Raw genomic sequence first — 4461 nt, 5'->3', positions numbered from 1 at the left:
CAAGAGTCAAATGAGTAAGACTTTGATTCCCAGTCAGAAGCCGCTCAAAGTCACCGCTTCGTAGTGCACGAAAGATTTCAACAACAGTGATAACAGCAGTCAAATACTTAAGTCGATGATCGCCATTTGCTTTCTTCCAGAATCCGATATGCCCGCCCCAAGCAATCAGTGGCAACACCCGTAAAACATTTCGCAAAGCAACAACTGGAATGATTTGTATCGCCAACTCTGGATCGCGATCAATCAATAAACTCAAGGTAGGCCAAATCTCTTTATAAAAATCAAACCTCTCTTCACCGGAACTCATTGTCTACTCCCTTTATTTTTTACCACAAAAAAAGCCGATAACTTCGCAGCTATCGGCCTTTCGAGTATCAACGCAACAACTTACAAACTCAACACTTTCTCACCGCGCGAAATGCCACACACGCCGGTGCGCACAACTTCGATGATGGAAGCATCACCAACCGCTTGTAAAAACGCGTCGAGCTTGTCGCTCGCGCCGGTGATTTGGATGGTGTAGAGCGTGCTGGTGACATCCACGATTTGACCGCGGAAAATATCCACGCAGCGTTTTACTTCTGCGCGCTGTGCACCAGATGCTTTGACTTTGATCAGCATAAGCTCGCGTTCAATGTGCGAACCTTCGGTCAAATCTACCAACTTAACTACATCAATTAATTTATTGAGGTGTTTGGTGATTTGTTCGATTTTGTGATCGTCGCCCAGCGTTGTCAGCGTTAAGCGCGACAGGGTTTCGTCTTCGGTTGGTGCAACGGTCAGGCTTTCAATGTTGTAGCCGCGCTGGGAAAACAAACCAACAACGCGAGACAAAGCACCGGGAGCGTTTTCGACTAATACAGAAATGATGCGTCTCATATTAGGTGCGCTCCGTTTTGCTTAGCAACATATCGCGCATAGAACCATTGGGCGCAACTTGCATTGGGTAAACGTGTTCAGATTGATCGACCATGATATCCATAAATACCACGCGGTCTTTCAATGCAAAACACTCTGCTAATTTCGCTTTCAGCTCTTCTTTTTTGGTCACACGAATACCAACATGACCGTAAGCTTCCGCTAATTTCACGAAGTCGGGCAATGAATCTTCATACAGACTTTCAGCGTAACGGCTGGAGTACTGCATATCTTGCCATTGGCGAACCATGCCGAGGGCTTGGTTGTTGAGGCAGATAATTTTTACCGGCAAGTGATATTGCGTGCAGCAAGAAAGTTCCTGGATACACATTTGAATTGAGCCTTCACCGGTAACGCAGACAACGGTCGCATCGCGATGCGCCATTTGCACGCCCATCGCTGCAGGCAAACCAAAGCCCATAGTGCCGAGACCACCGGAGTTAATCCAACGGCGCGGTTTGTCGAACAAATAATATTGCGCGGCAAACATTTGGTGCTGGCCCACATCGGAAGTGACGTATGCATCGCCTTTGGTCACTTCCCAAATCGCCTGAATCACTTCTTGCGGTTTGATTTTATCGCTGGTCGTATCAAAACGATTTTTGGTATAGATGCCGTGACGCTCGCGCCAATCGTTAATTTGTTCCCACCAGGATGCGAGTGCTTCTGCATCGGGCTTTTCATCGCTCTCTTTGATGAGTGTGAGCATTTCGCCCAGCACGCTATCAACCGCACCGACGATAGGTACATCAGCAGTAACGGTTTTGGAAATTGATGCGGGATCAATATCGATATGGATAATTTTTGCGTTCGGGCAGAACTTGCTCACGGTGTTAGTCACACGGTCATCAAAACGCGCGCCCACCGCAAGAATCACATCGCTGTGATGCATGGCGGTGTTGGCTTCGTAGGTGCCGTGCATGCCGAGCATACCGAGGAAATTTTTACCGGTACCAGGATATGCGCCTAAGCCCATGAGAGTATTGGTCACGGGATAATTCAGCAACTCAACTAATTCTTTGAGCAGATGCGAGGCATTGCCCTGCACTACACCACCGCCGGAATAGATCATCGGGCGCTTGGCGCCGAGCAGCAATTGCACCGCTTTTTTGATTTGGCCTGAGTGACCGCGCGTCGCTGGAGTATAGGAGCGCAGTTTGACCTTCTCGGGATATTCGTAAGGGAAGGTGTAGGCTGGGTGCGTTAAATCTTTAGGCACATCAATAACCACAGGGCCGGGGCGACCGGTCGCGGCTATGTAGTAAGCCTTTTTCACCACTTCAGGAATTTCGCTCGCGTGTTTGATCATAAAGCTGTGCTTTACGATCGGGCGAGAGATACCCACCATGTCGGTTTCCTGGAAGGCATCTTCACCGATCAGGTGGCTTTGCACCTGGCCGGAGATGACTACCATCGGAATAGAATCCATATAGGCCGTCGCAATACCGGTAATGGCATTGGTCGCACCTGGGCCGGAAGTCACCAGTACAGTGCCCACTTTGCCGGTCGCACGCGCGTAACCGTCGGCAGCATGGGTGGCCGCTTGTTCGTGGCGAACAAGAATGTGTTTAACGTCTTTTTGACGAAAGATGGCATCGTAAATATGCAGTGCCGCGCCGCCCGGATAGCCGAAAACGTATTCAACGCCTTCGTCTTTCAGAGCGCGGATGAGCATATCTCCGCCTGAAAGCATTTCCACGATAATTCCCCTTTTAGGATGTGAATCGCATATGCGCGTGTGTCTTTTACCATGAGGCTGCTACAGCCGAAAGTTGAGGCGGTAAAGAATCACACAGGAAAGTATTGGCACTTAGGGCAGGCCAACACCGTGAATGATCCACGATCAAAACCCGGCAAGGTCAGGATCGGATCAGCGAAAACCGTGCAGGTAAACAGCGGCTTTCTAAGGTGATGCTCTGGTAGGAGCATCGCCAGCAGAGGGTTCGCCAAGAGGGTGACTTGGCGGGAAGCAGATGAGTGCCCGAGCTTATCGGTCATCTGCCAGCCATCTGGAGGACTGGCAATTTTCGCAAGATATGGTTCAAAGTCAAGAAATTAACGTCAGAATGATGATTTTTTATGCATCGATCCAGAGAAGGCTAGAGGTCAAGGGCAGGTAGCCACGAGCTTGCACTCGCTCACAGTTTTCCCTGTCGCGGTTTCGCTCCTTGCACATTAGGTCTATAGTTGCTGCATTCGCATCAAGCAATAAGGGCAAGATTCATGAAGTTTTCGCATATCGTAAAATTGGCCGGCATAGCGCTTGTTGGCCTAATGCTCAGCCAGCAGGGGTTCGCAAAAGAGAAGGTGTACACCTGGACCGACAGCAAAGGTACGGTTCATTACGGCGAACGCCCACCGAAAGATGTCAAGGCTACCTTAGTACAAACCCGCACGGGTCACAGCGACCCAACACCTGCACAAGTTGCGGCCTCCCAGCCTAAAGCAGAGCCTGCTCCGCCCGCTGAGGATCCTCGAGTAGCACAGGCGGCCGCACTCAAAGACCCTGAACGCTGTGCTGCGGCAAAAGAAAATCTCTCTATTTTGAACACTGTTGCCCGGATAAGAACCACTAATGAGCAAGGCATTGTTGTGCCGTTAACCGAGGAAGATAAGGTGCAGCAGCGGATAGCCACGCAGAAAGTGATTGATCAGACCTGCGAATAACACAGACCGATTTGCAATAAAAAAACGGCCACTAGATGGCCGTTTTTTGTTGGTTAATTATATCTTATCGCCTGATCGCCGGTACCGTTGGCGAGTGGGAGCTCCTGCCAAAACCCCACACAGTAATAGCATCCAGATCCCCATCAAACCACCACCGCCCCCCGAGCCACTTCCCCCACCGGAATTAACCGCTGCTTTGCTGCTGGATGACTGAGCCTGACTACTCGCTGCAGCTGCTTTTACTGTGATGGTTTGCGTTATGTATGACAGATTATACCGGGAGTCGCTCGCATTCCAGATCACATAACTAGTCCCGACCGGGAAAGGTTTCCAATCCATTGTCCAGGCCGTAATTTCACCATCGACCAAATCGTAAGCCTTAACCTCTGGCTGGGGGACATCAGTGAATACTCCTGTTGCATCCACGGTGATATTGGCAGGTGTTTGGATTGCCGGGGCAGTGGTGTCACGTACATCAAGGGTTTGCAAGCCAGTAGCCGTTTTTCCAGCAGAGTTGGTCGCGCTCCAGCGGATCAGGTGAGTACCAATGCTGTAAGGCCCGGCACTGGCAGTGATCGCTGCTATTTGGCCATCTTTGGCATCCTGGGCAAACACAGGCGGCAAGCTGTAGTCGGTCAGGGCAGCGCTAGCCTCAACCGTTAAGCGCGGCAGAGGGGCAAAAGCCGGCGGGAAAGCCCCCACACCCTGCGCTCCCTGCCCAAGCTCAATAATTTCTTCCAGCGTCTGCGTCAGCTTTACGCCTTTTTGTGTATCACCAAGGCTAATACGCAGCGAGGCCTTTGCCGCCCCAGCCAGCACCGGTAGCTTGGCGGTGTAGCGACTGCTTGCCCTGAACAGCACCAGCGGCACCCAATG

At 51.0% G+C, this 4461-nt stretch carries 4 protein-coding genes and 1 pseudogene; 1 reads left to right on the top strand and 4 read right to left on the bottom strand.

All coding sequences use genetic code 11. The annotated features are described in order from the left end of the window. The 3 genes from ACWA6V_RS17800 to ACWA6V_RS17790 form a co-directional block, all read right to left on the bottom strand. Positions 1–307, bottom strand: a 307-nt coding sequence (locus ACWA6V_RS17800; protein WP_449523754.1) for a hypothetical protein, incomplete at its 3' end; no start/stop codon positions are given. A gap of 80 nt (positions 308–387) precedes the next feature. Then, a complete protein-coding gene (ilvN, locus tag ACWA6V_RS17795) occupies positions 388–879 on the bottom strand; it encodes an acetolactate synthase small subunit (protein WP_062061070.1) in 492 nt (163 codons plus the stop codon). A gap of 1 nt (position 880) precedes the next feature. After that, positions 881–2617 (bottom strand): acetolactate synthase 3 large subunit, encoded by a 1737-nt coding sequence (locus ACWA6V_RS17790; RefSeq protein WP_310074047.1) that lies wholly within the window; start codon positions 2615–2617, stop codon positions 881–883. 524 nt (positions 2618–3141) lie between these two features. On the opposite strand from ACWA6V_RS17790, the gene ACWA6V_RS17785 reads away from it, so the two are divergent. Next, the gene (locus ACWA6V_RS17785) at positions 3142–3585 is read left to right on the top strand and encodes a DUF4124 domain-containing protein (RefSeq protein ID WP_449523753.1); all 444 of its coding nucleotides are present in this window, start codon (positions 3142–3144) and stop codon (positions 3583–3585) included. A gap of 57 nt (positions 3586–3642) precedes the next feature. Here ACWA6V_RS17785 and ACWA6V_RS17780 read toward each other — a convergent pair. Further along, positions 3643–4461 (bottom strand): annotated as a pseudogene (locus ACWA6V_RS17780) (hypothetical protein); the annotation flags it as partial.

The sequence above is a fragment of the Cellvibrio sp. genome, assembly GCF_053579595.1.
This window is presented reverse-complemented; position numbering and strand designations above follow the sequence as displayed.